A 25177-nucleotide genomic window follows, 5' to 3' on the forward strand; every position below is an offset into this window, starting at 1 on the left:
TCCAGGCATAGGTGCAGGCCCTAAAGCCTGCTTCGGGGTACATCAGGTGACGGGTTTCTCAGGGGAGCCCCGCCATCCGGGCAGCAAGGTGCAATGCAGCCAGCCGCCCCGTTCCGCGGGGATCGCCTCCGCACAGCTCGAAAATCCGCTGCAGCCGGTGGTGCATGGACTGCCGCTCCAGGTGCAGTTCGCGCGCTGACTGAGCGGTATTGCAGCCCGAGTCCAGCCACACCTGCAAGGTCTCCAGCAGCTGGGACTGCCGTTGTGCGTCATGCTCCAGGACCGCCCGCAACTGCCGGATCACGAACGCCTCCCGTGCCGAGGCATCCAGGCAGGTCAGGGACAGGCTTTCGACGGCGGCATCCTCCGCATCGACCACCACCAGGCCGCGGGCCGGATACTGCCGGCGCACCGACGCGTTCCGCCGCCGGATCTGGCGCACCTCCAAGGCCCGCCGCGCCTCCGCCAGCGACCAGGAAGCCTCCGACACCCTGCCGGCCAAGGGCCCCACGGCAATCACCGCATCAGGGTCGCCCGCCAAGCCCTTCATCGAATCCAGCAGCTGCCGCCGCTCACCGGCGGTATCGGTGCGGGACAGCCCGATCATCACCACCAGCTCGGCGTCGTCCAGGTAAGCGGCGCAGGGAATCCGGCGTGAGCTCAGGAAGGTTTCGACGGCGCCACGCACCTCCTGCGGTGACGCCGCGTGGATTGCCGCCACCACCGCCGGGGAATCCGCCGGAAAGCCGGCCGCAGGGGCCAGCTGCTCAAGCCGCCACTCCGGGGCGGAACTCAGCACGGCCCGCATCAGTTCGGCCCCGGCCAAGGCATGCAGCCCGGGGGGAGTGTGCTGCAGCAGCGCCAGCCCAAGGATGTCCACGGAGCGTTCTCCGGCCACCTGCGCCAGCGCCACGTCCGCGGCGTCCGGCACCCCCACCTCAAGCCGGCCCATCAGGACACCGCGCACAGGAATATCCACGGTGACCACCGGTCCGCCGGGCCCTGCGGCACTGCCGTCAAAGCCGGCGTGCGCACCCGGCCTGGGGCCGTCGTCGTCCTCCGGTCCTTCCCCGGCTTCCGCGTCGACCACACTGCTCCACCCCTCGCGGCACGGCGCTGCCCATGGTCACTCCCCATGGGGAGGTGAGCTTCACCGCGGCGCGGGTGATGCCAGCCAGCACGCTGAGGATCTTGTCCAGCGAGGCGCCGTGCGCCAGCTCAGCGGCCATGGCGCGCGTGGCGGCGTCGGCCTGCTGCAGGTGCCCCACCGACTCGCTCACCAGCATGGAGTTGATGGCCTGCATGACGCCCACGAAGGGCACCACCTTGCGCAGCTCCACCACCGGAAGGCCGTATTCCTCGGCCTTCGTCAGCATGTCGGCCGGAATTTCCGGCAGGGCCCCACCAGTCTCGATAGCCAGCGCCGCGATACCCCGCTGGGCCAGCTCACGGACATAGTCTTCGCGTTTGGCGGGGGTGGCCGTGGCCAGGGTGATCCCGCCGCAGAGCAACAGCTCGCCGCCGCGGAGCAGGGGAGCGATGTCCAGGACTTCGCTGGAGTGGACCCAGCGGACCGGCTGGGCGTCAGTTACCGCGCCCAGAGGGTGGACCACGGGATCGGCGGCGGCAAGGGCGGGATGGGCGAGTATTTCACCAAGAAACAGTGACACGACATTCCGTAACGTAGTAGGGAATTTTGTTAGACAGATTGTATCTTGTTGCTTGTGATGGGGGCCACATAGCCTTTGAGTACTTATTCACCTCACGGAGGCCCCCATGCAAGAAAAGCTTTCACCAGCAACGCACGGGCACGCTGCCCCAGCCGGTCAGGACCACAACGCCGTGGACCACGAAGCATGGCTGCAGCCCATCCCCGAATCAGCGCGCACACGCAAGGTATCCGGCCAGTTCTGGATCTGGGCGGGCGCCAACCTGGCTCCCATCAACTGGGTGCTGGGGGCACTCGGTATCCAGTTGGGACTCGGGCTGGCGGACACCATCACCGTCCTGGTCCTGGGCAACCTGATCGGCATGCTCCTCTTTGGCTGCTTCGTCCTCCTGGGCCAAAAGACCGGAGCCACCGGCATGGTCCTGGCCCGGGCAGCATTCGGCCGGCGCGGCAACTACCTGCCGGCCGCCATCCAGGCCCTGCTGGTCATCGGCTGGTGCGCGGTGAACACCTGGATCATCCTGGACCTGGTCATGGCCCTCTTCGGAACCCTTGGCTGGGTTGACCCGGAAGCCCCCAATTACGCCTGGAAGATCGGCGTCGCCACCTTCATCATGGCCCTCCAGGTGGCCATCGCCTGGTTTGGCTACAAGGCCATCGCGGCCTTCGAAAAGTGGACCGTGCCGCCCACCATCCTCATCCTCGCCGTCATGTCCGCCGTCGCGTGGTTCGGCATGGACATCGACTGGGGCTACGCCGGACCCGCCGGGCACATCCTGGAAGGCTCCGAACGGATCGCGGCCATGAGCGCCGTCATGACGGCCATCGGCATCGGCTGGGGCATCACCTGGTTCACCTACGCCGCCGACTACTCCCGGTTCGTCAGCACCAGCGTCCCCAAGAAGAAGGTCTACCTCGCCTCCGTCCTTGGCCAGTTCATCCCGGTGGTCTGGCTCGGCGTCCTGGGCGCAAGCCTCGCCACCAACAGCGGGGAGATCGATCCCGGCAAGCTGATCGTCCTGAACTTCGGCGCCATGGCGCTCCCGGTGCTGCTGATGGTGCTCCACGGCCCCATCGCCACCAACATCCTGAACATCTACACCTTCTCGGTTGCCACCCAGGCACTGGACATCTCCATCAGCCGCCGCAAGCTCAACCTGTTCGTCGGCGTCTTCTCGCTCGCCGCCGTCGTCTTCTTCATCTTCCAGGAGGACTTCGCCGCGGTGCTGGACGCCTGGCTGATTGGCCTGGTGGCCTGGGTGGCCGCCTGGGGCGGGATCATGCTGGTGCACTACTTCTGGCTGGAGAAGCGCTGGCCCGGAGAGCCCGAACGCCTGTTCGACGCCGTTGGAACCAAGCGGCTGCCCGGCGTCAACTGGGCCGGCGTCGTCTCCCTGGTGGCCGGCATCTTCGCCACCTGGCTGTTCATGTACGGCCTGATCCCCATCATGCAGGGCCCCATTGCCGTCGCCCTGGGCGGCTGGGACCTGTCCTGGCTCGCCGGCGGACTGACCAGCGCCGGGGTGTACGCCATCCTGGGCCCGCGGCAGCACATCCGCTACCTTGCCCTGGAGCCCCGCACCAGTGGGAAGGCTGATACCGCTCCCGGAGCAGAAGGCAAAGAAGCGGACACCGCCCCTGCCCTTCCCGCCCTCTAACCGGCACGGCTCCTCTTCCCACAAACCTGGCGGGCGCCCTGCGCCCGCCGAAAGGATTTCCCGTGAACCAGCCCGCCATCGCGGATGCCCTGCACCCCATCACCTGGCCGGACGGCGCCAAAGCCGCAGCCTCCTTCACCTTCGACGTGGACGCCGAGTCTTGCACCATCGCCCACGAACCCACCAGCACCCGTCGCATGTCGCTGATGACCCACCAGTCCTACGGCCCCAAGGTGGCGGTGCCGCGGCTGCTGAAAATCCTCGAGCGCCAGGACATCAAGGCCACCTTCTTCATCCCCGGCTTCACGGCGGAGTCCTACCCGGACGTGGTCCGGCGGATCGTCGACGGCGGGCACGAAGTGGGGCACCACGGCTACCTCCACGAACCGATGCAGGGCATTGACGCCGCCACCGAGGCCAGCTACATGGACCGCGGCCTCGAAGCCCTGGCCAAGGTGGCAGGGGTCCGGCCGGTGGGGTACCGGGCACCGTGGTGGGAACTGAACTGGCACTCCCCGGGCCTGCTGGCCGACCGCGGTTTCCTCTACGATTCCAGCCTGCTCGACGGCGATGCCCCCTACCGCTTCGCCGTCGCCGCCGACGATCCCCGGGACATCGTGGAAATCCCCGTGGACTGGACCCTGGACGACTGGGAACAGTATGCCTTCTACCCCGGCGTGACCGGCAGTGGCGTCATCGAAAGCCCGGCAAAGGTCCTGGAAATGTGGACCCTTGAGGCCGAGGCCCACCACTCCCAGGGCAGCTGCTTCGTCCTGACCAACCACCCGTTCATCTCCGGCCGGCCGTCCAAGGCCGTGGCACTGGAGCAGCTGATCGAGCGGGTGAAAGCGATGGACGGGATGTGGGTCACCACCATGGAACAGATTGCCCGCCACACCAAGGCCACGGTGGCCGGGGTCCACACCCACGCGCGGATTGACGTGCCGGTATTTCCGGGCGCGGGTGCGCAATTCGAGCCGGCCGTGGTGCGGCAGGGGGTGCCGGCCTAGCGTTCCCGGAAAGCAGAGGCGGCCGGCGGAGGGGACACCCGCCGCCGGCCGTTTGGTTCTTCGGGGCCAGTCAGCTTTTGGCCAGCAAGGACTTCATCTGTGCGGCCGCGTTGCTGCCCGGGGCCGGCGTGTACACCACGATATGCAGGTCCGGCCGGTCAGAGGGGGAGACCTGGTGGTGTTCCAGCTGCAGCACCCCCACCGCCGGGTGGTGAAAGAGGCGCTCGCGGGATTCAAACCCCAGGATGTCGTACAGGTCCCACCCCTGCCGGAATTCGGGGCTGGCATCCTTGAGCCGTTCCACCTGGTACTGGATGTCCGGATCACCCAGCCGCTGCCCGGCTTCGGCGCGGAATTCGGCAAGGAACCGCTTGCTGGTGGTCTCCCAGTCCGGGAGCAGGTCGCGGACGTAGGGGTCGGTGAAAACCAGCCACAGCAGGTTCCGGTCCGTCGGAGCCACGGTGGCGATGTTGGGGTAGAGCGCCGCGTAGGCCCTGTTCCAGCCGGCCACGCCCCAGTCCGGGAACAGCGCGAAACTTGGGTTGGGGTCCAGCGCATCCAGCAGCCGCTGGATATGGGGCGGGGCAGTGTCCGCCGCAGGCCCGGCGGGAGCGGCGGACGCGTAGCCGCCAAGGGACAGGACGTAACCCACGCCTGTGGCCGAGAGATGCAGGGCGCGGCTGACCGCTTCCAGGACCTGCCGCGACGGACTGATGTCCCGTCCCTGCTCAAGCCAGGTGTACCAGGTGACACTGACGCCGGAGAGGAAGGCCACCTCCTCACGCCGCAGCCCGCGGTCCCGCGCACGTCCGATCGGTGGCAGGCCGTAGTCCGCCCGCAGCGCCTGGTCGCGCCGGGCCCTCAGGAAAAGGCCAAGTTCTTTTCGGCGCCCGGGATCATTCACTGGAAAATACTATTACTCTGGTACTCCTACTACTAGTAGCAAGAGCGTCTTCCGCACGGGCGGCGATGCCCGCAGGATGGTAAGCATGCCTGCACTCCGCTCTAGAACAGTCACCCACGGCCGCAACATGGCCGGAGCCCGCGCACTGCTGCGCGCCTCCGGCGTCGCCAACTCGGACATCGGCAAGCCGATCATCGCCGTGGCCAACTCCTTCACCGAATTCGTCCCCGGCCACACCCACCTCGCCCCCGTGGGCCGGATCGTCTCCGACGCCATCCTCGCCGCCGGTGCCGTGCCGCGCGAGTTCAACACCATTGCCGTGGACGACGGCATCGCCATGGGCCACAGCGGCATGCTCTACTCACTGCCGTCCCGCGACCTGATCGCCGACTCCGTTGAGTACATGGTCAACGCCCACTGCGCCGACGCCCTGGTATGCATCTCCAACTGCGACAAGATCACCCCGGGCATGCTCATGGCAGCACTGCGCCTGAACATCCCCGTGGTCTTCGTCTCCGGTGGCCCCATGGAAGCCGGCCGGGTGACCCTGACCGACGGCTCCGTCCGCTCCCTTGACCTGGTGAACGCGATTGCCGACGCCGTGGACGAGTCCATCTCCGATGCCGACATCAACCTCATCGAAGAGAATGCCTGCCCCACCTGCGGTTCCTGCTCCGGCATGTTCACCGCCAACTCCATGAACTGCCTCGCCGAGGCCATCGGCCTGGCCCTGCCCGGCAACGGGTCCGTGCTGGCCACCCACACCGCCCGCAAGGCGCTGTACGAGAAGGCCGGCGCCACCGTCGTCGAGCTGGTGAAGCGCTACTACGACGGCGACGACGAGTCCGTGCTGCCGCGCTCCATCGCCACTGCCAAGGCCTTCGACAACGCCATGGCCCTGGACATCTCCATGGGCGGCTCCACCAACACCATCCTGCACCTGCTGGCCGCGGCCCAGGAGGCCGGCGTGGACTACGGCCTGGCCGAGATGGACGCCAAATCCCGCCAAGTGCCCTGCCTGGCAAAGGTGGCACCGAACGTCGCCAAGGACAAGACCTACTACATGGAGGATGTGCACCGCGCCGGCGGCATCCCGGCCCTGCTGGGCGAGCTGAACCGCGGCGGCCTCCTGCACAAGGACGTCCACTCGGTGCACTCCGATGACCTGGACGGCTGGCTGGATGACTGGGACATCCGCGGCGGCAAGGCCACGGATGAAGCGAAGGCCCTCTGGCACGCGGCCCCGGGCGGCGTCCGCTCCTCCACCGCATTCTCCCAGTCGAACGAGTGGACCTCCCTGGACACTGACGCCGCGGAAGGCTGCATCCGCTCCGTGGAGCACGCATACTCCAAGGACGGCGGCCTGGCCGTGCTCCGCGGCAACGTAGCCGTTGACGGCGCGGTGGTGAAGACCGCCGGCGTGGACGAGTCCATCTGGGTCTTCTCCGGCCCGGCCGTGGTGTGCGAGTCGCAGGACGAAGCCGTCGAAAAGATCCTGAACAAGACCGTCAAGGAAGGCGACGTGGTGGTCATCCGCTACGAAGGCCCCCGCGGCGGTCCCGGCATGCAGGAAATGCTGTACCCAACGTCGTTCCTCAAGGGCCGCGGCATGGGAAAGAAGTGCGCCCTCATCACGGATGGCCGATTCTCCGGTGGAACCTCCGGCCTGTCGATCGGGCACATCTCCCCGGAGGCTGCCTCCGGCGGCACCATCGCCCTGGTGGAGGACGGCGACATCATCAGCATCGACATCACCCGGCGCTCCATGCAGCTGGAGGTCTCCGATGAGATCCTGGCCGAACGCCGCGAGAAGCTGGAAGTCAACGGCGGGTACAAGCCCAAGGCCCGGGACCGCCAGGTTTCCGCTGCCCTGCGTGCCTACGCCGCCATGGCCCTCTCCGCGGACAAGGGAGCCGTCCGGGACGTGTCGCTGCTGGAGCGCTAAGGCTCTTTCCCGGCGGGGGAGGGGCAGGTCCAATGGCCCTCCTCCGCCCGGGGTTACCGCGCCACACTTGAAGGGTCATCGTAGGGCCCGGGGAGGTGTGGTGCGCAGGTTTGATCAGTCACTTCCGCCCGCGTCCCTGGCCGTGATGCTGCTGTCCGTGATGCTGGTGGCCGGCTGCTCGCCGCAGCCGGGAAGCCGGCAGCCTGCGCAGTCCTCTTCCGCTGCTGCCTCCGCAACGGCGACCGGGACGCCCGCCGCGCCGACGCCGTCGGACGTTCCGTCCACACCGGCCGCCGAAACAACGTCCGGCACGGCCGCGGCACAATGGACCACGTTTACGACGGCGGACGGCACCATGGCGTTCGATCTTCCGGCCGCTTGGCGCGTCAAGGACCCTGCGGGGGAACTGGCTGAGGGCGGCGGGGCATTCGCTGAGGTAAGGAACCAGGCCGGAAAGGTGATAGCCACGCTGAGGACCAACATGGCCACCGGATCCACCTGCACCGAGAGGTACCCCTACGAAATCATGGACACCGTTGACGTCCCGGCATTGGTCCAGGGCGGAGTGGTGCCGCAGTTCGTGTTCGAATCACGCGCAAACGCCGCGACGCCGGGGTTGTACACCACACCGGCCGCCGGCTACGGCATCACGTCCGGCCCCGCGGCAAGCGGACCGGACGCCTGCCCCATCTTCCAGTTCTTCAGGTGGCCCCCGAACGCTGCCATGTTCGGTGCGTCCTATGACCCCGACAACAATGCGACGCCCGGCGACCCGTCCCTCCCATACCTGGAACTCGCCCGGAAGTACCGGGACACGGCCGAGTATTCGGACATCAGGAAAATGATCACCTCGCTGCGGCCGGTGAATCGCTAGCCGGATGCTGCGGGCCGGGGCCTGCCCGGACAATGGGGACAAAGGCCCCGCCCTGCTGTCCTGCCCCTCCGGTACCCTTTTCACATGGTGCAGGAAGTGGCCGATTACAGGGCAGAAGGCATCCTGCTCGCCGGGGCGGGACGGGCCATCCTGCTGCAGCTTGCCAATCCCGCCATCGGCCGCGGGGTGGCGGCACACAGCACCTTCACCCGGCGTCCCGTAAACCGGCTCAAGGGCACGCTCACCTACGTTTACGCCGTCGTGTACGGAACCGATGAGCAGGTGCACGAGGTCCGCCGCAGGGTGAACCGGGCCCATGCCCCCGTGCGGCGGGCGGCCGACGAGTCATCGGCCGGGTACAACGCCTACGATCCCGCGCTGCAGCTCTGGGTGGTGGCCACGCTCTACGACACGGCGCTCACCGTCATCGAAAAAATCTACGGCCCGCTCGACGACGACTCCGCCGACGCCATGTACCGGGACTATGCGCGGCTCGGCACATCGTTGCAGGTTCCCGCTGGCTTGTGGCCTAAGGACCGGGCCGCGTTCGGCCGCTACTGGCAGGAGCAGCTCGCCGCCCTGCGCGTGGAGGAAGAAGGCGCGCACGTCGGCCGCGGCCTGCTGTACCCGGAACACACAGCCCTCTGGTACCGGGCCATTATGCCCTCGGCCCGGTTCCTCACCGCCGGGCTGCTTCCCGACCAGCTGCGGAAAGACTTTGGCCTTGCCTGGAGCGACCGCCACGAGCGGCGCTTCGACCGGACCATGCGCGTCCTGGCCGTGGCCTACCCCAAACTGCCGCGGGGAACCCGGCACTGGTTCAAGGACTACTGCCTGGGCGAGCTCGACAAGGACCTGCGCAGGAGCGGCCAGCCCCAACAGCGTCAGGGGACCCGTGCGTAGTTCCACCTCCGTCGAGCAGCGGATCGATGACTACGCCCGCCGCTTCCTGGCTGCGTCCCCTGCCCGCGGCGCCAAGGCACGGCTCACCGAATTCGTCGTTTTTGGCCTCAAGCAGGGCTGGGCCTGCACCTTCGGAGCCTCCCTCCTGGCGGTGCTCTTGGCGGCCCGGCTCTGGTACCCGGACACGGCGGTGCTGGCACGGAACGACTTCCTGACGCTCGCCGCCGTCGTAATCCAGGTCCTGATGGTCGCTTTCAAACTGGAAACCTTGAAGGAACTGCGCGTCATTGTCCTGTTCCATTTGGTGGGGACCGTCATGGAATTGTTCAAGACCGACGTCGGCTCCTGGTCCTACGGGGCCGAGGGCTTCCTCCGGGTGGGTGCGGTACCGCTTTTCAGCGGCTTCATGTACGCCGCCGTGGGCTCGTACATGGTGCGCGTCTACCGGCTCTTCGACCTGAAATTCGCTGCCTACCCACGGCGCTGGATCACCGCCATCCTTGCCGGCGCCATCTACGCCAACTTCTTCACCCACCACTACATCTGGGACCTGCGCTGGGTGCTGCTGGCCGCCGTCGTCATTGTCTATGGCCGCTGCGTGATGCACTTCCGCGTGTTCCGCCGGGAGTTCCGGATGCCGTTGGCGGTCTCCTTCCTGCTGGTGGCCCTGTTCATCTGGATCGCCGAGAACATCGCCACCTGGTCCGGGGCCTGGCTCTACCCCAGCCAGGTTGCCGGCTGGCACCCGGTAGGCCTGGAGAAACTCGTTTCCTGGTTCCTGCTGATGCTCATCTCCGTGGTGCTGGTGGCCTGGGTCTACAAGCCCCAGGAGCCGGAAATGGACAATGGACGACGCCGGGACGTTCCGTCGGCTGCCTTGCCGCGGTAAAGGGGGGTCTGCCAAAACCCGTTTCAACAGAGCCCTCGCTAGGGCTGGGGGAACGCGCTTTGATGGACACTATGCCCCCCGAAACTACAGTCAGCAGTACCCGCGAGCCGCAGAAAACCCATGGCCCCGAGCACCACCAGGCCCACTGGGGAGGCGTCTTCGCAATGTCGCTGTGCGTCTTCGCCCTGATCGCCTCCGAATTCATGCCCGTCAGCCTGCTCACGCCGATGGCCTCCGAGCTTCAGGTCTCCGAGGGGGATGGTGGGGCAGGGAATCGCAATCTCCGGCCTGTTCGCGGTCCTGACCAGCTTGTCGGTGTCCACCCTGGCCGGCAGCATGAACCGCAAGACCCTGCTGCTGGGCCTCACGGCGCTGATGGCACTCTCCGGAGCCTTGGTGGCCATGGCGCCGGGATACCTGCTCTTCATGGTCGGCCGCGCCCTCATCGGCATAGTGATCGGTGGATTCTGGTCCCTGTCCGCAGCCAGCGCCATGCGGCTGGTGCCGGCCCACCAGGTGGCACGCGCCCTGGCGATCTTTAATGGCGGCAACGCCCTTGCCACGGTTTTGGCCGCCCCGTTGGGCAGCTATCTGGGCGCCGTGATGGGCTGGCGCGCTGCCTTCTTTTGCCTGGTGCCGTTGGCGGTGGTTGCCATGGTCTGGCAGTGGATCAGCCTTCCGTCCATGAAGGTGGACAAGCCGCGGGAGTCCGGCAGCGTCTTCGGGATTTTCGCCGCGTTCAAAAGCCGGTCGGTAGCCTGGGGCATGGCCGCTTGTGGGTCCTTCTTCATGGGACAGTTCGTCCTGTTCACCTATATCCGCCCGTTCCTGGAACGGGTGACGCGGGTTGATGCGGCCACCGTCTCCCTGGTCCTTCTGGTGATGGGGGTGGCAGGATTTGCGGGCACCATGCTGATTGGCCGGTTCCTTGGGAAAGGCCTGTACCGGACGCTCGCCACTATTCCCGTGCTTATGGCCGTCATCGCGGCCCTGCTCGTTCCGGCCGGCGGCTGGATAGCCGCCGTCGTGGTTCTTTTGGGCCTGTGGGGCCTGCTGTCCACGGCCGCGCCGGTGGGCTGGTGGAGCTGGATCGCCGAGGCCATGCCGCACGATGCCGAGGTAGGCGGCGGGCTGATGGTGGCTGTGGTCCAGACGTCGATTGCCATCGGATCAACCCTGGGCGGCGTACTGTTCGACTCTGCAGGCCACGGCGGCACCTTCATCGCGAGCGCAGCGGTTCTTTCGGCCGCGGGCGTCCTGGCCTTCGTGACCGCCCGGGCCACACGCCGCACCGCCTGAGCAGGCGACAGATTTTCCGTCAACCGAATCAACTGGAGGAGACCATGAAGTTCACGAAGAGCGGCGGCCAGACTGGCGCCGGGCCAAAGGAATGGTTCACCGGAACGGTGCACATCGACGGGATCCGCAACCCCGATGAGCAGTCGGCCATCGGCTGCGCCCATGTCCGGTTCGCCCCGGGTGCCCGCACCGCGTGGCACCACCACCCCAAGGGCCAGACCCTCTACGTCACCGACGGCATTGGGCTGGTGGCCCGGCGCGGCGGAGAGGTCCAGGAAATCCGTCCCGGCGATGTGGTTTACATAGAGCCCGGCGAGGAGCACTGGCACGGGGCAACTCCGGAGCGGTTCATGGCGCACGTCGCCATGCAGGAAGCCGATGCGAACGGCCAGGTGGTCACCTGGCTCGACCACGTCACTGAGGCAGAATACGGGGCTTAGCTCCCGCCCGGGCAGGAAAAAGAGCGGACGACGCCGGATGAATCCGGCGTCGTCCGCTCTCCTCGTTGCGGGTAAGGGTCAGTCGTCGTAGGTGTTGGCGATGTAGACATCGCACGGGGCGTTATGAGCCACGCTGTTGGCGACGCTGCCCAGGAGCCGGCCGATGCCGCGCATCCTTCGGTTACCCACCACGATCAGCCGGGCGTCCAGGCGGATGGCTTCCTTGATCAGGGAATCGGCAGGCTTGCCGCGTGCGGCGAAGTGGGTGACCTCCACCCCCGGACGTGAGCCAACCAGGGATTTGGCCACGAGCTCGGAGCTGTCCGCGTTGGAGATCCTGACCTTGTCCGAGCCCACGCCGTACGTTTCGGCATTCTCGGTTTCAAACGCTGTCACCACATGAAGTGATGCTCCCAGCGATTCCGCCAGGCCCAGGGCAACTTCCGCTGCCTTCCGTGCCGATGCGCTGGCATCCACACCTACTACGACTACTCCACTCATGCTTTGGGGTCCTTCCCTCGTTCCGTCGTCAATCGTCCACCTGCCAGTCTAGGGAGTACCCGCGTCAGCGCCGGTATCACACAGTTGCTGCCGGAACTGTGGCCGCCGCCCGTTTGTGCACGTGCTCTGGGCGTCAGGCGCGCACGTGCCCCTGGGCCGTGTCGGCGATGTTCTCGGTGACCGCCCAGGAGGCCAAGAGCTTGAGGGCTTCCTCGGAGGGGCTGCCGGGTGTGGCCGGATACACGGTGAGGGTATGCCCGGGGTCCTCCTCCAGGCCCAGGACCTGGTAGTTCAGCTCCAGCAACCCCACCACCGGGTGCTGGAAGAACTTGGTGCCTGCGTAGTGGCGCCGGACGTTGTGGGCGGCCCACAGGGTCCGGAATTCATCGCTGCGCATGGACAGTTCGCCGATGAGCTCGGCGATGCCCTTGTCATGCGGGTTGCGGCCGGCCTCGCGGCGGAGGATGGCCACGTTGGTGTTCGCTGCCCGGTCCCAGTCCGTATAGAAGTTGTGGGCGCGGGGGTCGAGGAAGATGAACCGGGAGTGGTTGGCCGGCCGTGAGGGGTTGCGGTACATGTCCGAGTAGAGGGCGTAGCCCAGGGTGTTGGCTGCCACGATGTCCATGCGGTTGTTGCCGATGAAGGCGGGTGCCCCCGTGATGGTGTCCAGGAGGAACTGCAATTCCGGCCGCACCGCCGAGGACGCGGAACCGCCGGCGCTCGCAGCCCGCTTGCGTCCGGAGGAGTTGGCCGCCCTTGCCAGGTCGTAGAGGTGGTCGTGCTCGGCCCGGTCCAGTTCAAGGGCGCCGGCAATGGCATCCAGGACGCTGTCCGAGACACCGCTGAGGTTGCCCCGTTCAAGGCGTGTGTAATAGTCCACGCTGACCCCTGCCAGCCGTGCCACCTCCTCGCGCCGCAGCCCCGGGACCCTGCGCCGGCCGCCGTACGGTTCAATGCCTGCCTGCTCGGGGGTGATGCGTCCACGGCGGGAGGAGAGGAACTGACGTACCTCGGCTCGGTTATCCATAGGGAACACGTTACGACGATTCCTTCAACCGTAAGGAGGGTCTGCCAGAACCAGTTACAGCAGGGCCCTCGCTTACTGCCGCCGGTGCAGGTTTGATGTAATCGTCCGCTTTCAGCCTTTCAGTATTTGGAGGACCCAGCATGCGCGCAACCATCATGCACGCCCCAGGAGACGTCCGCGTCGAGGACCGTGACAAGCCCGCCATCCAGCAGCCCACGGACGCGGTCATCAAGCTCGTTGCCGCCTGCGTGTGCGGGTCCGATCTGTGGCCCTACCGCGGCGCCGACAAGCTGGCCCGGCCCCAGCCGATGGGCCACGAGTACGTGGGCATCGTCGACGAAGTCGGCGCCGAAGTGAAGAACGTCCACCCCGGCCAGTTCGTCGTGGGGTCCTTCTTCGCCTCGGACAACACCTGCGAAATCTGCCGTTCCGGCTACCAAAGCGGCTGCGTCCACCGCCAGGGCGTGGGGGGCGCCCAGGCCGAGTACCTGCGCGTCCCGCTGGCGGACGGCACACTGGTGGCCACCCCGGAAATGCCCGACGCCGGGAAGATTCCGTCGCTGCTTGCCGCCTCCGATGTCCTGGGCACCGGCTGGTTCGCCGCCAGGGCGGCCGAGGTGGGCCCCGGCAAGACCGTTGCGGTAGTGGGCGACGGTGCCGTGGGACTCCTCGGGATCCTGGCGGCGAAGCAGATGGGCGCCGAGAGGATCATCGCCATGTCCAGGCATGCCGACCGGCAGGCACTGGCCCGCGAATTCGGCGCCACCGACGTTGTCGAAGAGCGTGGCGACGCGGGCGTGAAGAAGATCAAGGAACTCACGGGTGGGCTTGGCGCGCACTCCGTGCTCGAAGCCGTGGGCACCCAGGAATCCATGCTGCAGGCCATCCACTCCACGCGTGCGGGAGGCCACGTTGGTTTCGTGGGTGTGTCCCATGATGTGGCGCTGCCCGGAAGGGACCTGTTCTACTCGCACGTCCACCTCCACGGCGGGCCCGCCCCGGTGCGGCAGTACCTGCCCGAGCTGATCGACCTGATCCTCCGCGGCGAGATCAATCCCGGTAGAGTGTTCGACCTTGAACTGCCGCTGGAGCAGGCTGCGGAGGCATACAAGGCCATGGACGAACGCCGGGCCATCAAGGTGCTGTTGCGCCCGTGACCGCAGTCCTGCCGTGGCCGGCAACCATGGCCCGCAACGATGGCCGCCAAGGGTAGGACTCCCAAGACCAGGTACAACAGGGCCACCCTGGCTGTGCCCCTGCACAGGGTTTCACCAGGCAAGCCCTTGTAACATCGAGTTATCCCCCCAACAGATCAGAGGAGAACCATGACTACCGTCAAGGCTTTTGCATCCCCGTCCGCCACGGAGGACCTGGTGGCAACCACCATTGAACGCCGCGAGGTGGGTCCGCACGATGTCATGATCGAGATCAAGTTCGCCGGCATCTGCCACTCGGACATCCACACCGTCCGCGGCGACTGGGGCCCGCAGCAGTACCCACTGGTTCCCGGCCACGAGATTGCCGGCATCGTCACCGAGGTGGGCGCGGCCGTCACCAAGCACGCCGTGGGTGACCGCGTGGGTGTGGGCTGCATGGTCAACTCCTGCAAGGAGTGCGTCAACTGCCAGAAGGGCGAGGAGCAGTACTGCCTCAAGGGCAACGTGGGCACCTACGGCGCCGTTGACCGCGATGGCACCATCACCCAGGGCGGCTACTCCACCCACGTCGTGGTTACCGAGGACTTCGTGGTGACCATCCCCGAGGGCATCGAACTCGATGTCGCTGCACCGCTGCTGTGTGCCGGCATCACCACATACTCCCCGCTGCGGCACTGGGGCGCCGGTCCGGGCAAGAAGGTCGCCGTCGTCGGCCTCGGCGGACTGGGCCACATGGCCGTCAAGCTGGCCCACGCCATGGGCGCCGACGTGACGGTCCTGTCGCAGTCGCTGAAGAAGCAGGAGGACGGGCTCCGCCTGGGAGCTGACAGCTACTACGCCACCAGTGATGAGAACACCTTCAGTGAACTGGCCGGCTCTTTCGACCTGATCATCAACACGGTCAGCGCCTCGATCGACATCAGCTCTTACCTGGGCCTGCTGAAGCTCGACGGCGCCTTGGTGAACGTCGGTGCCCCCGCCGAGCCGCTTCCCGTCAACGCCTTCGCACTGATTGGCGGACGCCGTTCCTTCGCCGGTTCCATGATCGGCGGCATCCGCGAAACCCAGGAGATGCTCAACTTCTGCGCCGAGCACCACCTGGGCGCCGAGATCGAGGTCATCCCGGCCGAAAAGATCAATGACGCCTACGAGCGCGTCCTCGCTTCGGATGTCCGGTACCGCTTCGTGATCGATACCGCCACCCTCTAAGGCGCCACCACGTGCGGCGGGCCGGCTCCGAAAGGGGCCGGCCCGCCGTCGTGCTTTAAGGCACGGAGGACGACGGCGGGACGAACCTCAGGGGGTGAGGCTTCGCAGGATCGACGCGGCCGGGCCTTCCATGGTGGTCCGGTAGTTGATTCCCGCCCACAGGTTCAGCCCTTCCGGATCGCCCGCGGTCGCGGCCGCGGCACGCAGTGGAGTGGTGAGGTGGTGGATTTCCGGATACCCGTAGGGTGCGTCGCCGTCATGGCGGCGCATGAACCCGTTGTACAGGCCGCGGGCGTTGCGGCCTGAAAAGGCACGGGTGACGGCGGTGGTGGTGAATCGGTCCGACGACGACAATGCAGCCCGGTGCGCCGGCTTGGTTCCCGCCTCGTCAGCGCGGAGGAACGCCGTTCCGGCCTGGACGGCCACGGCACCGACGCTGAGGACTGCCCGGGCTTCGTCAGCGGTGGTGATCCCGCCCGCCCCGACGAGCGGTACCTCGAGATCGGACAGTTCCTCGAGGATCCCGTGCAGGGGCACCTCGGGCGGGGCACCGGCTGCGTTGAACGTCCCCCGGTGGCCGCCGGCTTCGGGCCCCTGGACGCAGAGGGCATCAGCACCGCGGGTAAGTGCCTGGAGCGCCTCTTCGCGGCCTGTCACCGTGGCCATGACGTAGACCCCGTGTTCCTTCAGGGCCTCCACTACGCCGGCGCCGGGAAAATCGAAGGTAAAGGACACCACTGCCGGTGCCAGGTCCAGCAGGGCCTCAAGCTTGTTGTCCCAGTCGTCATCGTCATGCCGTGGATTCCCCAGTGCGACGCCGAAGTGTTCAGCGTCGGGGGCAAGCGAAGCTGCATAGCGCTGCAGGGTTTCGGGAGTAATGACGGACGGCTGGGGGACAAAAAGGTTCACGCCGAATGGCGCACCCGTTTGTTTCCTGACGGCTTCAATGTCGGCGCGCATCGCGGCCGCAGCCTTGTAGCCTGCAGCCAGGAAGCCCAGGCCGCCATTGGTGCTGACTGCAACCGCCAGCTCCGGAGTGGACGGCCCACCGGCCATAGGCGCCTGGATGACGGGCAGCTCCAGGGACTTGAGACTGAACCGACGTGGTTTCCGCTGGCTGTTCAACAAATCCCTCCCGGGCAGGCTGTGCGTACCTGACGAATGCTACGCCCGTCGGCGCTCCAATATGAAGCCGCCAGGACGGTGCCGGGGGGGCGTGAAAAAGGGGAGCGGACGACGCCGGGAGGTCCCGGCGTCGTCCGCTCCCCTTGGGGGTGCCGCTTAGACGGCCGCGAGGGCCGCTTCGTCGCCGCGAACGCTCAGTGTGAACGTGTTGGGGCCGCTGCAGGTGACGGCGATGCGGCAGGTGGTGGTGTTGTGGCGGCTGGAGAGGTCCGTCACTGCGGAATCGAGGGTTTCGTGGAGAGAGGCCCGGTCCCAGATTTTCAGTGTTACGGATTTGGCAGCGTTAAACGTCATTGTTCAGTACTTTCCTTCGTCAGTGCGGCCGCTTGGTGCCGCTGGATTGGCCTGTCCACGCTCCGGGGATCGGTGGCCTGCGCTCACCGGTGGGCCTCGTTGCGTCACCAGGATCTCGGGGCGGGGGCTTGCCCACCCTTCTCATCCATAGTGCCCAAGCCGGAATGGCGGGCTCAACCAAATAGCGCTTTATTGCGAGTGAATCTCATCACGTGTGAGGCGCGGCACAGTTGCTCCTTGTCGAAGGGGTCCTCCGGAGCGCCGGTCAGCCGTAGGATAAACCCATGCTCAATCCTGTCGATAACGAAATCGTTCATCACCTGCAGGAGATCCTGGTGGGTGCCGGGAATGCCGTGGAATTCCTGTCCGGACTCTCCGGCTTGGCGGCAGAGGCAGTGTCTGACGCTGCCGGGTCCAAGGTCGAGTGTGCCATTACCCTCCAGCTCCGCCGGCGTCCCTCCACTGCGGCGGCCAGCAGCGCCCGTGCGCTGGAGCTGGACCAGGTTGAGCAAGCGCTGGGCGATGGGCCCTGCCTCCGTGCCCTCCGGGAGATGGCCCCGGTGATGATTGATGACGTCACCCAGGATTCGCGGTGGTCGACCTACAGCCAGGAACTGGTCAAACGCGACGTCCACAGTACCCTTGGCGTGCCGCTGGAAATCACCAGCGACGCCGGTGCCGCGCTGAACTTCTTCGCCACCCTCCCTGGTGCGTTCACGGCGGACGTTTACGACAAGGCGGTGGGCTTCGCGGCCGCCGCCCGCAACACGCTGCATCTCTCCGTTCGGATCAACACTGCGCAAAACCGTGCTGACGATCTTGAGGCGGCGCTCGAGAGCAGGACTGCCATCAACTTGGCGTGCGGGGTGATCATGGCGCAAAACCGCTGCTCGCAGCAGGAAGCAATGGATATCCTCACGCGGGTCTCAAGCAACCGCAACCGGAAACTCCGGGATGTTGCCAGCGAGCTCGTTGAGCAGTTGTCCGGCGATGGCGTGAAGACGCACTTCGACTCCTAACAGCCCCTGCGGTGCTGTTGGGCAGGGCTGCCAGGAAACCCGTTGACACGTTTCGCCGCCGTACAGAAGCATGTGGCGGTGCTGGAACGTGCATCACTGGTCACCAAGGAAAAACGCGGAAGGGAGCAGATTGTCCGGGGCAACCACGAGGGGCTCCAGAAAGCCCGGCGGCTGCTTGACGAATACGAACAGATCTGGCGGCAGCGCGCCGCCCGGATGGCAGACATTCTCGCTGAAGGTTAGGAAGGCACGGCCATGACAGTCATCAGTATGGACAAGAACCCCGAGGCGCTCTCCCTCACGCTGGTCGCCGAGTTCGATGCCGGCGTCGAACGCGTATGGCAGCTCTGGGAGGACCCCCGCCAGCTCGAGCGCTGGTGGGGCCCACCCACCTGGCCGGCCACCTTCCACAAGCATGACTTCGTCCCCGGCGGCCGCGCCAACTACTACATGACGGGTCCGGAGGGGGAGCAAGCCCATGGCTGGTGGGAGTTCACGGCCATCGAGGCACCCCGGCAGCTCCAGTTCGACGACGGGTTCGCCGACAGCGACGGAAACCCCGCGGGTGACTTGGGGGTTACCCATGCGACCGTCACGCTCGAGCAGGTGGGGGAGCGCACCCGCATGACCATCCATTCCGCGTTCGAGTCCGAGGAGCAGTTGGAGCAGATGGTTGCCATGGGCATGGAGGAAGGCTTGAAACTGGCCGCCGGCCAGATCGACGGCATCCTCGCCGAGCACGCCAATATCTGATACCCGGCAGGAACCTTGCCACGGCGTCAGGCGGAAGGACGACGGCGGGACGTCCCGCCGTCGTCCTCCCCACCCCGGGCGTTGAAGGCACAAGCCGGCGCCGGAATACTGGAAGGTGGACCAACCTCACGTAAGGCGGTGGCGGCAATGAGTGGCGGGGCAGCGGATTTCCGCAAGCGACTGGAGCGGGCAGCCGAGCGGCGCTCCTACCGTGGCGCCGGCATCAGTGCCGAAGAAGAAGCCGAACTGGATGCCCTTGACGCACAGGAGAGGGACAAGCGCCGGAAGGTCAGCGACGCCGCCCTCGCGGAATACCTGGTCCGCGATGCGATGGCACAGGGCAAGTTCGACAACCTCAAGTACGCCGGCAAACCGATACCCGGCCTCGGTGAATCCTATGATCCGGACTGGTGGGTCAAGGGACTGATCCAGCGGGAAAATATCAGCGGACTGGGGCCGGCGGCCATCCTGCTCCGCGCCGAGGACGCCGAACTCGATGACACCCTTGACGCCCAGTACACGGAGCAGCAGGTCCGGGACCTCCTGCAGGACTTCAACCGCAGGGTTATCGACGCACGCCGGCAATTGCAGGGCGGCCCGCCTGTCATCACCAAGACGCGGGACGTGGAAGCGGAACTGGAGCACTGGCGCAGCCGCCGGGCAGCGCGGGTTGCCGAAGTTCCCGCGGAGCCGGAACCCGAGCGCTCATGGTGGCAGCGGTTGTGGAAGGGGACGGGCCAGGACTAAGCGGTCCGCGATTCGTAGAGTTCACACCGTGCGTTGTAGTACTTGTCGGTCTGTCCGCATGGGCCATGCCAATCCTGGTGCATACCCGCTGGGATACTGTGTTGGCAGGATGCGTCACTGCAACAACCTTTGGCACGTCCCACTCTCACTCCGGTGCTAGGGTTTCGGAGTCGGATTTGGCCCGATCATCGATGCGGGAGGCGGCGCGAACGGTGCTGCGGGATACAGGGCCGCCACCTTCAGCATGTAGTTGGCCCACTGCGGGCCGGCAATCATGTAGCCGTCCAGGCTGGGGTAGAACGTGCCGTTGATGGTGACGTTCTGGCCGGATCGCTTCTGTCCTCCCAGGGCATCCCCAAAGAAGGACGCCGTGACCAGTCCGGTGGTGTAGCCCACCACCCAGGTGGAGCCGTTGTTGTTCGACGTTCCGGTCTTGGCCGCGGTGGGGAACTTGTCCTGCACCTTCGGGTTGATCCACACACCGGACCCCCGCTTCAGAACGTCCTGCAGGACCGAGTTCACACCGCGGGCCACGTCCGGCTTGACGGCGTCATGGCAGTCCGGGGCCTGTGCGGGGAGTTTCGCGCCCGCGGCATCAGTGATCTCCACCAAGGCGATGGGCGTGCAGTAGCGGCCCTCGGTGGCGAAGGTGGCAAAAGCGTTGGCAAGGGTCAGGGGCGCCACTCCAGTGCCGCCCAGGAGGTTGCCCAGTTGGTGCATGTTGACCGATGTGCTGTCCAACCCGCTATGCAGGCCCACCGAGTCGATCATCTTCTGGATGCCACAGAAATCGAGTTGCGCGGCAGAGGCGAAGGTGGCGGTGTTGATCGAGTTGTACAGGCCGTAATTGACGGGCATTGGCCGGTAAAAACCGTCTTCGGCATTCTGCAGGTCGTCGGCCGCACCAAGGGTGGGGTTGTTCTGCGCGCTGTCATAGGCGCCCAGCACTTTGCCGCAGCTGTCCTTCCACGGAAAGTCGAGCGGATAGACCCGCCGTGATGCGTCCACCACTGCAGTTAGGGCCTTGCCCTCATTCAGCCACTCGGCAAACGTGAAGGGCTTCATGGTTGACCCCGGCTGGAACCCGCCCGCCCCGTTGAGGTCATTGCCCTGCGCGTCTTTGGCATCCACGTTGAAATTCAGGTTGGTATCGAACTTGCCGGGTTGTGGAAGGAAAACCGTGTTTTGGGCCATCGCAAGGATCTTCCCGGTGCCGGGCTGGATGGTCACCAAGGATGCCGCCCAGCGGTCCGGGTTGGGGCCCGCAGTCCCGTCCACTTGTGCCTGGGCCGCAGCCTGTAGCCTGCTGTCCAAGGTGGTGACGATGGTGAGGCCGCCCCGATACAGCCGCCGCTCCCGGTCAGCCTCGCTTTGCCCAAATGCGGGATTTTCCAGGACCAAGTGGGAAATGTAATCGCAGAAGTACGGTGCCATGGCCGCATTGGCGCACCCCTGCTCCTGGGGCGTGATCTTCAATTCGATGGGGGTGGCCACGGCCTCATCATGCTGGGCTTGGGTGATCTTTCCCAGGCGCAGCATTTCGGCCAGGACCTGGTTGCGGCGCACTACGGACTTGTCCGGATTGGTGGCCGGGTTGTAGAAAGTGGGGCTGTTCACGAGCCCTGCCAGCAGGGCCGCCTGCGGCAAGGTGAGGTCCTTTGCGGTGGTGCTGAAGAAATAGCGGGCCGCCGCCTCAATCCCGTAGGCGTTGCTGCTGAAGAACACGATGTTCAGGTAGCCCTCAAGGATCTGGTCCTTGGTGTATTTTTTGTCGAGCGCGATGGCGAGCTTCATCTCCCGCAGCTTGTCGCCGAGGTTCTTCTGCCCGCTCAGGACCACCGCGTCCGGCCTGTCCTGTGAGAGCTCCGCTTCATTGAGGATGTTGGTGACGTATTGCTGGGTGATGGTTGATGCACCCTGCTCGCTGCCTTTGGTCAGGTTCGAAAACAGGGCGCGGAGGATGCCTTGCGGATCCACCCCTGCATGCTCGTAGAACCTGCTGTCCTCGATCGAAATGATGGCGTCCTTGATGAACGGTGACATCTGGTCCAGTGGCACGCGCACACGGTTCTCCGCGTACAGGGTGGCGATCGGCTGTCCATCGGAGGTCAGGACTTTGGTGGCTTGCGACGGCGGCTGCACGGTCAGCTCCGCAGGCAGGTTCTCGAAGAATCCGATGGAAGAACTGACGCCGAGACCCGCGGCTGCCACCGCCGGAATCACCAGGCTGGCGGCAAGTACTCCGCACAAGATGCTGGCTGCAAGGAACCCCAGGAGCCGTCCCACAGCTGCGCCGAAACTCCGCCTGCGCTTCCGCTTCTTCGCCATGCCTCAGCCCTCGTGCTTGAAGGTGTGAACAGAATACGCCGCCGGCAAGGGGCGTGCCAGAGGCGGAAGGGGCAGGATTTGGTCACGTCACGCCTATTGACCAGCGATAGTTAGCGACATATCGTTAACTATCGCTGAATCATCAGCGAAAAATACATTGAAAGGACGATGCCGCTATGAAAGGCATATTCGACGAGAAACACCCCGGCCCGGATTTCGGTCAAGGCCGCTTCGAGCGGGGGAGGGCCCACAGGGGTCCGCACGGGCATCGGGGGCCAGGGTTTGGGCCCGGCTTCGGGCCTGGGTTTGGACCCGGTTTTGGCGCCGGCTTTGGTCCCGGGTTCGGTCCCGGTTTTGGCCGCGGCGGACGGCGGGCAAGCCGCGGGGATGTCCGCGCGGCCATCCTCTCGCTCTTGGCCGAGGCGCCCTCCAACGGTTACGGGCTGATCAAGACCATTGCCGCGAAGACCGGCGGCATGTGGCGCCCCAGCCCCGGATCGATCTACCCCACCCTTCAGCAATTGGTGGACGAAGGCCTGATCGAGGCGCTCAGCGAGGGCCGGGGAACGGAGTTTGCGCTCACTGACGCCGGCAAAGCCTATGTGGCAGAGCACGCGGAGGAAATGGAAAACGCCTGGAGCGCTGAGCCGGACAGTGCGGACCGGGACTTCCACCAAAGCATAGGAAAGCTGCTGGGTGCCATCCATCAATTCCGTACGGGTGCTACTGAGGAACAGCGCGCGGCAGCCGTCGAAAAGATGGACGAACTGCGGCGTGCACTCTACAAGATCCTTGCTGACTAGGTGCTCCGGGCGGTCCGGGCCCGCAGGCGCCGGCTCCGCCCGGGACAAGCTCCAGGACCTGAAGTCAAACGAACGGAAATCCTGCGAACGGAAGTCCCGGTGAAGGGAATCTACGCGAAAGCGTCTTCCTTGGCCTGCACGTCGGCCTTGGCCGGTGCAGCCGAAGCGTGGGCGGTGTGGTGGGTCAGCATGTGGCTGAGGGTGCTGAATCCGGAGCCCATTTCCCCAAATGCGTAGGCGGTTTCCGCGTGCTCGGACAGGTCCACGCCGGCGGTCTCGGCCTCGTGGCTGACACGGAACCCAACCGTCTTGTTGATGACCAGGCCAATGATCGCCGTTCCGATCCCTGACAGCAGCAGGGTGATGACGACCGCGACCGACTGGGCGACCAGCTGCTGCACGCCACCGCCGTAGAAGAGTCCGCCGCCCTGGCCGTTCACGGGAAGGGCAATGAATCCCAGCGCCAGGGTGCCGATGAGGCCCGCGCCCAGGTGGACACCCACCACGTCCAGGGAGTCATCGAGGCCAAAGCGGTACTTGAGGTCCACGAACACGCAGCAGGCAACTCCGGCAACCAGGCCCAGGCCCACAGCAGCGAGCGGGCTGATGTTCGCGCAGGACGGCGTGATGGCTACCAGTCCGGCCACAACGCCGGAGGCGGCACCCAGGGAGGTGGGGTGCCCGTGGCGGATCTTCTCGGTGACCAGCCAGCTCAGCATCGCCGCGGCGGGAGCTATCAGGGTGTTGATCCAGATCAGGCCGGCCTGCTCCACGCTGGTTGCGGCGCCGCCGTTGAAGCCAAACCAGCCAAACCACAGGATTGCTGCGCCCAGCATGATGAACGGGATGTTGTGCGGGCGGTGGTTGGGGTCCTTGGCGAAGCCGTGCCGCTGGCCCACGATAATGGCCAGCACCAGGGCGGCGGTGCCTGAACTGATCTCCACAACCGCGCCGCCTGCGAAGTCGATGACCTGGCCGAAGATTGCCGTGACGGCGCCGCCGGCACTCATCAGGCCGCCGCCCCAGATCATGTAGGCGAGGGGACAGTAGATCACCGTAATCCAGACGGGCACGAAGAGGGCCCAGGCACTGAATTTGGCGCGGTCCGCAATGGCGCCGCTGATCAAGGCCACGGTGATGATGGCGAACGTGGCGCTGTACCCGGCCTTGAGCAGGTCCGGCGAACCAATGAGGTTCTGCAGGCCGAAGCTGGTGAAGGGGTTGCCGAAGAGTCCCAGCACGCCGTTGCCGGTGGTCATGGAGTAACCCCACAGGACCCAGACCACGCCCACGATGCCGGCAGAGATGAAGCTCATCATGATCATGTTCAGGGCGGCTTTGGCCCGGGTCATACCGCCGTAGAAGAGGCCAAGGCCAGGAGTCATCAGCAGTACCATCGCGGCTGAAATCATCAACCAGACGTGTTGGGCAGTGATTTCCACTGGTGGGTCCCTTCGCAGCGTGAACGGTGTGTGGGGCCCGCTTGGCCCCGTGGCATTTCCCCCGCGGTCTATTTTTGGTGCCGCGTGTTTCAGCCAGTGCCGCTTAAAGTTGCGGTCAGGTTACACAAATCGCTCCTGCGTGAAGTTCACGTATCAGCTATGTTTCGGGAATGTAAACACGCCCCCACCCCTGGCGGCTCGTCCCCGCCGCCGCCCCCGCGATCCTGCCGAATTCGCGGGGGTTCCGGCTGTTCCAGGGGTGAGAACCCGCCGTCGTGCGCCTTTTCCCTTATGTTTCAGGACCGTGAACGGCGATTCACCGTTCAGAACCTGCGGGCGTTGGCCAGGACCGGCAGCGTGGCGCGCACGGAGTCAACGGACGCGGGATCGATGTCGACGACGGCGAGTTCAGGCTTTCCGCCGAGGGCCACCACGGCGGTGCCCAGGGGTGTGACAACGGCGCTGTGGCCAATTCCGGTGGGTGCCGCGCCTGCGGGGCCCGCGCCGACGGTTTCGGGATCGCCCTGGCCGCACGCAATCACAAACGTGGTGCTGTCCAGCGCCCGGGCACGCACCAGCAGGTCCCACTGCTCGGCCTTGCCCTCGCCGGCTCCCCAGGAAGCACACACGATGTTCACTTGTGCTCCTGCATTGGCGTTAGCCGTGAACAGGGCCGGGAAGCGGACGTCGTAACAGGTGGCCAGGCCGAACACGGTGCCTTCGAGCTCGAACGTTACCGGCGCCTCCCCGGCGTCCACTGTCTTGGACTCGGTGAAGCCGAACGCGTCAAAGAGGTGGACCTTGTCGTAGGACGCCTCCACGCCGGGGCCGGTGACCAGCAGCGTGTTGCGGACGCGCCCCTCCGCGCCGGGGGTGAACATGCCTGCCACGATGGTGATGCCCAGGTCCTTGGCGACGCGGCGAACCTCGCCTGCCCAGGGGCCGTCGAGCGGTTCGGCAATGTCTTTCAGCGAGTGGCCGAAGGCGCGCATGGCCGCCTCCGGAAAGACCACCAGCTGCGCACCGGCGTTCTTCGCCTGGGCGGCATAGTCCCGGATGATGCCAAGGTTGGCCGCCGTGTCGGCGCCGCTGATGATTTGGGCGATGGCGATACGCATGGA

25 protein-coding genes are annotated in these 25177 nt (G+C 66.0%); 15 read left to right on the forward strand and 10 right to left on the reverse strand.

Features of this window, described 5'->3' with window-relative positions:
- Positions 1-58 precede the first annotated feature (58 nt).
- Positions 59-1090, reverse strand: a complete 1032-nt coding sequence (locus QF050_RS06860) for a helix-turn-helix domain-containing protein (protein ID WP_308929761.1) — start codon at positions 1088-1090, stop codon at positions 59-61.
- Positions 1017-1670 (reverse strand): PucR family transcriptional regulator ligand-binding domain-containing protein, encoded by a 654-nt coding sequence (locus QF050_RS06865; RefSeq protein WP_308929762.1) that lies wholly within the window; start codon positions 1668-1670, stop codon positions 1017-1019. The genes QF050_RS06860 and QF050_RS06865 overlap by 74 nt, the downstream gene beginning before the upstream one ends.
- A gap of 106 nt (positions 1671-1776) precedes the next feature.
- On the opposite strand from QF050_RS06865, the gene QF050_RS06870 reads away from it, so the two are divergent.
- Both QF050_RS06870 and QF050_RS06875 read left to right on the forward strand, forming a co-directional pair.
- Positions 1777-3327 (forward strand): cytosine permease, encoded by a 1551-nt coding sequence (locus QF050_RS06870; protein WP_308929763.1) that lies wholly within the window; start codon positions 1777-1779, stop codon positions 3325-3327.
- Between the two features lie 62 nt (positions 3328-3389).
- Entirely contained in the window at positions 3390-4337 is a 948-nt protein-coding gene (locus QF050_RS06875; RefSeq protein ID WP_308929764.1) for a polysaccharide deacetylase, read from the forward strand.
- 70 nt (positions 4338-4407) lie between these two features.
- On the opposite strand, the gene QF050_RS06880 is transcribed toward QF050_RS06875, so the two are convergent.
- A complete protein-coding gene (locus tag QF050_RS06880) occupies positions 4408-5241 on the reverse strand; it encodes a helix-turn-helix transcriptional regulator (RefSeq protein WP_308929765.1) in 834 nt (277 codons plus the stop codon).
- 85 nt (positions 5242-5326) lie between these two features.
- Here QF050_RS06880 and ilvD point away from each other — a divergent pair, with 85 nt between their 5' ends.
- The 6 genes from ilvD (at position 5327) to QF050_RS06910 (ending at position 11591) form a co-directional block, all read left to right on the forward strand.
- Positions 5327-7186: a dihydroxy-acid dehydratase gene (ilvD, locus tag QF050_RS06885; RefSeq protein WP_308929766.1), complete on the forward strand. Its 1860-nt coding sequence runs from the start codon at positions 5327-5329 to the stop codon at positions 7184-7186.
- Positions 7187-7286: 100 nt separating this feature from the next.
- Positions 7287-8060, forward strand: coding sequence for a hypothetical protein (locus QF050_RS06890; RefSeq protein ID WP_374121508.1), 774 nt, complete (start codon positions 7287-7289; stop codon positions 8058-8060).
- Positions 8061-8144: 84 nt separating this feature from the next.
- Complete coding sequence (locus QF050_RS06895) at positions 8145-8963, forward strand: oxygenase MpaB family protein (RefSeq protein ID WP_308929768.1); 819 nt, start codon at positions 8145-8147, stop codon at positions 8961-8963.
- Entirely contained in the window at positions 8956-9852 is an 897-nt protein-coding gene (locus QF050_RS06900) for a DUF817 domain-containing protein (protein WP_308929769.1), read from the forward strand. The genes QF050_RS06895 and QF050_RS06900 overlap by 8 nt, the downstream gene beginning before the upstream one ends.
- A gap of 261 nt (positions 9853-10113) precedes the next feature.
- Positions 10114-11151 carry an MFS transporter gene (locus QF050_RS06905; RefSeq protein ID WP_308929770.1) on the forward strand — a complete coding sequence of 346 codons (1038 nt, stop codon included), beginning with the start codon at positions 10114-10116 and terminating at the stop codon, positions 11149-11151.
- A gap of 44 nt (positions 11152-11195) precedes the next feature.
- Positions 11196-11591 (forward strand): cupin domain-containing protein, encoded by a 396-nt coding sequence (locus QF050_RS06910; RefSeq protein ID WP_308929771.1) that lies wholly within the window; start codon positions 11196-11198, stop codon positions 11589-11591.
- 78 nt (positions 11592-11669) lie between these two features.
- Here the strand turns inward: QF050_RS06910 and QF050_RS06915 are convergent, their stop codons facing one another.
- A complete protein-coding gene (locus QF050_RS06915; protein WP_308929772.1) occupies positions 11670-12092 on the reverse strand; it encodes a universal stress protein in 423 nt (140 codons plus the stop codon).
- 133 nt (positions 12093-12225) lie between these two features.
- Complete coding sequence (locus QF050_RS06920; RefSeq protein ID WP_308929773.1) at positions 12226-13119, reverse strand: helix-turn-helix transcriptional regulator; 894 nt, start codon at positions 13117-13119, stop codon at positions 12226-12228.
- Between the two features lie 140 nt (positions 13120-13259).
- On the opposite strand from QF050_RS06920, the gene QF050_RS06925 reads away from it, so the two are divergent.
- Both QF050_RS06925 and QF050_RS06930 read left to right on the forward strand, forming a co-directional pair.
- Entirely contained in the window at positions 13260-14276 is a 1017-nt protein-coding gene (locus QF050_RS06925) for a zinc-dependent alcohol dehydrogenase family protein (RefSeq protein WP_308929774.1), read from the forward strand.
- 168 nt (positions 14277-14444) lie between these two features.
- Positions 14445-15485 (forward strand): NAD(P)-dependent alcohol dehydrogenase, encoded by a 1041-nt coding sequence (locus tag QF050_RS06930; protein WP_308929775.1) that lies wholly within the window; start codon positions 14445-14447, stop codon positions 15483-15485.
- Positions 15486-15572: 87 nt separating this feature from the next.
- Here QF050_RS06930 and QF050_RS06935 read toward each other — a convergent pair whose 3' ends face one another.
- Together QF050_RS06935 and QF050_RS06940 are read right to left on the reverse strand one after the other, a co-directional pair.
- Entirely contained in the window at positions 15573-16610 is a 1038-nt protein-coding gene (locus QF050_RS06935; RefSeq protein ID WP_308929776.1) for a nitronate monooxygenase, read from the reverse strand.
- A 156-nt stretch (positions 16611-16766) separates the two neighbouring features.
- Positions 16767-16964, reverse strand: coding sequence for a hypothetical protein (locus tag QF050_RS06940; protein ID WP_308929777.1), 198 nt, complete (start codon positions 16962-16964; stop codon positions 16767-16769).
- 284 nt (positions 16965-17248) lie between these two features.
- Here QF050_RS06940 and QF050_RS06945 point away from each other — a divergent pair, with 284 nt between their 5' ends.
- The 4 genes from QF050_RS06945 to QF050_RS06960 all read left to right on the forward strand — a co-directional run bounded on the left by QF050_RS06945 (position 17249) and on the right by QF050_RS06960 (position 19483).
- Positions 17249-17983, forward strand: coding sequence for a GAF and ANTAR domain-containing protein (locus QF050_RS06945; RefSeq protein ID WP_308929778.1), 735 nt, complete (start codon positions 17249-17251; stop codon positions 17981-17983).
- 6 nt (positions 17984-17989) lie between these two features.
- Positions 17990-18226 carry a hypothetical protein gene (locus QF050_RS06950; protein ID WP_374121563.1) on the forward strand — a complete coding sequence of 79 codons (237 nt, stop codon included), beginning with the start codon at positions 17990-17992 and terminating at the stop codon, positions 18224-18226.
- Positions 18227-18238: 12 nt separating this feature from the next.
- Positions 18239-18736, forward strand: a complete 498-nt coding sequence (locus QF050_RS06955; RefSeq protein ID WP_308929779.1) for an SRPBCC domain-containing protein — start codon at positions 18239-18241, stop codon at positions 18734-18736.
- Between the two features lie 147 nt (positions 18737-18883).
- Positions 18884-19483: a DUF1992 domain-containing protein gene (locus tag QF050_RS06960; RefSeq protein WP_308929780.1), complete on the forward strand. Its 600-nt coding sequence runs from the start codon at positions 18884-18886 to the stop codon at positions 19481-19483.
- 156 nt (positions 19484-19639) lie between these two features.
- Here the strand turns inward: QF050_RS06960 and QF050_RS06965 are convergent, their stop codons facing one another.
- Positions 19640-21811: a transglycosylase domain-containing protein gene (locus QF050_RS06965; RefSeq protein ID WP_308929781.1), complete on the reverse strand. Its 2172-nt coding sequence runs from the start codon at positions 21809-21811 to the stop codon at positions 19640-19642.
- A gap of 176 nt (positions 21812-21987) precedes the next feature.
- On the opposite strand from QF050_RS06965, the gene QF050_RS06970 reads away from it, so the two are divergent.
- Entirely contained in the window at positions 21988-22614 is a 627-nt protein-coding gene (locus QF050_RS06970) for a PadR family transcriptional regulator (RefSeq protein WP_308929782.1), read from the forward strand.
- A 110-nt stretch (positions 22615-22724) separates the two neighbouring features.
- Here the strand turns inward: QF050_RS06970 and QF050_RS06975 are convergent, their stop codons facing one another.
- Entirely contained in the window at positions 22725-24056 is a 1332-nt protein-coding gene (locus QF050_RS06975) for an ammonium transporter (protein WP_308929783.1), read from the reverse strand.
- 323 nt (positions 24057-24379) lie between these two features.
- A complete protein-coding gene (locus QF050_RS06980) occupies positions 24380-25174 on the reverse strand; it encodes a carbon-nitrogen hydrolase family protein (RefSeq protein ID WP_308929784.1) in 795 nt (264 codons plus the stop codon).
- Positions 25175-25177 lie beyond the last annotated feature (3 nt).

The sequence above is a fragment of the Arthrobacter sp. SLBN-112 genome, assembly GCF_030944625.1.
Taxonomy (GTDB): Bacteria; Actinomycetota; Actinomycetes; order Actinomycetales; family Micrococcaceae; genus Arthrobacter.

Bases quoted from the DNA above. Each gene is read 5' to 3' on its own strand.
- QF050_RS06870 (WP_308929763.1), top strand. From the start codon at position 1,777: ATGCAAGAAAAGCTTTCACCAGCAACGCACGGGCACGCTGCCCCAGCC.
- ilvD (WP_308929766.1), top strand. From the start codon at position 5,327: ATGCCTGCACTCCGCTCTAGAACAGTCACCCACGGCCGCAACATGGCC.
- QF050_RS06895 (WP_308929768.1), top strand. From the start codon at position 8,145: ATGGTGCAGGAAGTGGCCGATTACAGGGCAGAAGGCATCCTGCTCGCC.
- QF050_RS06910 (WP_308929771.1), top strand. From the start codon at position 11,196: ATGAAGTTCACGAAGAGCGGCGGCCAGACTGGCGCCGGGCCAAAGGAA.
- QF050_RS06915 (WP_308929772.1), bottom strand. From the start codon at position 12,092: ATGAGTGGAGTAGTCGTAGTAGGTGTGGATGCCAGCGCATCGGCACGG.
- QF050_RS06920 (WP_308929773.1), bottom strand. From the start codon at position 13,119: ATGGATAACCGAGCCGAGGTACGTCAGTTCCTCTCCTCCCGCCGTGGA.
- QF050_RS06925 (WP_308929774.1), top strand. From the start codon at position 13,260: ATGCGCGCAACCATCATGCACGCCCCAGGAGACGTCCGCGTCGAGGAC.
- QF050_RS06930 (WP_308929775.1), top strand. From the start codon at position 14,445: ATGACTACCGTCAAGGCTTTTGCATCCCCGTCCGCCACGGAGGACCTG.
- QF050_RS06940 (WP_308929777.1), bottom strand. From the start codon at position 16,964: ATGACGTTTAACGCTGCCAAATCCGTAACACTGAAAATCTGGGACCGG.
- QF050_RS06945 (WP_308929778.1), top strand. From the start codon at position 17,249: ATGCTCAATCCTGTCGATAACGAAATCGTTCATCACCTGCAGGAGATC.
- QF050_RS06955 (WP_308929779.1), top strand. From the start codon at position 18,239: ATGACAGTCATCAGTATGGACAAGAACCCCGAGGCGCTCTCCCTCACG.
- QF050_RS06960 (WP_308929780.1), top strand. From the start codon at position 18,884: ATGAGTGGCGGGGCAGCGGATTTCCGCAAGCGACTGGAGCGGGCAGCC.
- QF050_RS06965 (WP_308929781.1), bottom strand. From the start codon at position 21,811: ATGGCGAAGAAGCGGAAGCGCAGGCGGAGTTTCGGCGCAGCTGTGGGA.
- QF050_RS06970 (WP_308929782.1), top strand. From the start codon at position 21,988: ATGAAAGGCATATTCGACGAGAAACACCCCGGCCCGGATTTCGGTCAA.
- QF050_RS06980 (WP_308929784.1), bottom strand. From the start codon at position 25,174: ATGCGTATCGCCATCGCCCAAATCATCAGCGGCGCCGACACGGCGGCC.